Raw genomic sequence first — 2,457 nt, 5'->3', positions numbered from 1 at the left:
ACACCGGAGGATATTTTAATGTCGGTGCTTGGCCGCTAACTTCCCAGTTATCAAACTCATTTTTAATCAGCGATCGCACTTTGTCTAGATCAAAATCTCCCACCAGCGCCAACACTGTCGTATCTGGACGATAATGTTTAGCTTTAAAATCAATCACATCCTGGCGCTGAATCTGCTGTAAACTATCCTCTGTGGGAAAAGTATGTAAGGGATGTTTTTTCGGGTAAATTGACTGAACAAATATTCTTCTGGCTACTTCTGATGGCTCATCTAATTCCAGTTGCAAGTCAGTTAAAGTTTGTTGGCGATGCAATTCCAATTCTTTGACTGGAAAGGTACTATTTTTTACAACATCTGCCAATATCTCAAGAAGTATCGGCAAATCATCTGCTAAACTATCACCTTCGATATGCACACCTTCGTGGTAGGCTTCAAAGTCGAGACTCGCCCCTCGTTCTGCCAAAAGTTTGGCAATAGTTAAGTCATCCTTGCTATTAGTACCATTGAGCAAATTCTCTGCCACAAAAGCAGCCAGTCCAGCTTTATCCTCTGGATCAAATTCCGTCCCAGCTTGAATGTGACCGCTCAAGGTAACAGTGGGAGTACTATGATCTCTTAACAGTAATAACCGCAGTCCGTTAGTAAATTTGAATTCCTGTGGTAATACTTGGGCGATTGCATCTGTAGCCAAATCCACAGGTGGTAAGTATTTCATCACCTCAGAAGGAAGCACAGGTGCGCCAGGAGAAAAATTCTCTATAGTTTGGGCTGAGTCTGGTTTATCACCAACTTCTGTTATCCGCTTCTGGGTTGGTTCAAAAAAGCCTACTGTCCTGGCTTTTTTTGTCAGGTATTTGTTAATCACAGCGACAACATCCGTCGGCTTTACCAGACGAACAGCATCCAAATAGCGGTCTGTGTAGCGATAATCACCAACAGTTGTCTCATCATTGCCCAATCGCATTGCTTGAGAAGTGATATCACGGTTACTCAAAATTACATCTGCTGTTAATTGGGTTTTGGCTCGTTCTACTTCCTCAGATGTCACACCTTTTTCTGCTACATTAGCGATCGCGCTACTCAACACTGAGTCAATTTTTTTCAAATCTTGTTTAGAATCAGCCGTCACCAACACCTCATACCAACCAGATTCTCGCAAACTGGTAACAGACGCTGTTAATTCACTAGCTAAACCTGATTCCACCAATGCCTGATAAAGTCTAGAATTCCGTCCCTCAGTCAAGATGTAATCCATTACATCCAGCGCAGGTACATCCGGTTGATTTGCATCCGGTAGCGGATAAACCGCTTGTAACAAACGCCCTGCTCCCGGTTCTCGCAATACTATCGGCGATGAGGGGGATGAGGGGGATGAGGGGGATGAGGGAGAAATAACTCCTGCCTCCTGCCTTCTGGGTACTTTGCCAAATACCTCTTTAACTATTTCCAGGGTATTGGCAGTTTGAAAATCTCCAACAATAATTAAGACGGCATTATCGGGACTGTAAAAATTGCGGTAATATTTTTCTACCTGCTCAACTTCAAATTTCTCGACATCAGCTTTCGTACCACCTACAGGCAACCCATAAGCATGATTAGGAAACACCGCCTGCATGACGGCGCGGTTGAGACGATATTCAGGGCTATTTTCGTAACCCTGCAACTCAGAAATTACTACTCGCTTCTCATTCGCCAGTTGTTCTGGCTCAATCTGGGAATTTTGCATCCTGTCTACTTCCAGCACTAAGAGCGCTTTTAGCTTGTTTCGTTCCACAGTACCGTAATATGCAGTTTGGTCATAGCTGGTGAAAGCATTGGAATCACTACCTAAAGCACTAAACAAACGGCCAAATTGAATTGGACGGTTTAGAGTACCTTTAAACATCATGTGTTCCAACTGGTGGGCAATGCCATTCACGCCCGGTTCTTCGTTGCGTGAGCCAACCTTGTACCACACCTGCACCGTCACTACTGGCGCAGTATGCACTTCCTTTGTCAGGACAGTTAGACCATTCTCCAGCACTATCTTACGGACATTTTGTGTCAGTGTTGAGGGCATTATTCTTTTTGCTAGCAAGGTTGATTGGTATTTTTCTTTATTAAATATGGCTGCATGTTGGCTATGAGCAGGTTGATTGCTCAACAAAAAAACTGCTACTAGCCATAAGCTTAAAAATAATAATGGCAAGGGATATTTATAAAATCTGGAAAATCCATACATGTATTTAGCAGATTATGTAAATTAAATTACATAATTATTTTGGAAAGTGACGATAGTTTAATCTGTCCAAAAAATCTGTTACCTCAGTGACAATACAGAAAAAGAATATATTATAGTAATCCGCTTTGATTTTTGAAATTATTTGCGTAGGCGGGGAGTAGGGAATAGGGAGTAGGGAGTAGGGAATCAGGCTTTTCGAGGTGTACGGTGTTTATTCAAAAATCAAATAGGAATCC

At 42.3% G+C, this 2,457-nt stretch carries 1 protein-coding gene; it reads right to left on the bottom strand.

What is annotated here, in order from left to right:
* Nucleotides 1-2,221, bottom strand: a 2,221-nt coding sequence (locus LC574_RS35655) for a pitrilysin family protein (protein WP_229458343.1), incomplete at its 3' end; no start/stop codon positions are given.
* Nucleotides 2,222-2,457: the final 236 nt, after the last annotated feature.

Origin of the sequence: Nostoc sp. CHAB 5715 (assembly GCF_020829685.1) — a bacterium.
In the GTDB taxonomy this organism is placed as follows: domain Bacteria; phylum Cyanobacteriota; class Cyanobacteriia; order Cyanobacteriales; family Nostocaceae; genus Nostoc.
This window is presented reverse-complemented; position numbering and strand designations above follow the sequence as displayed.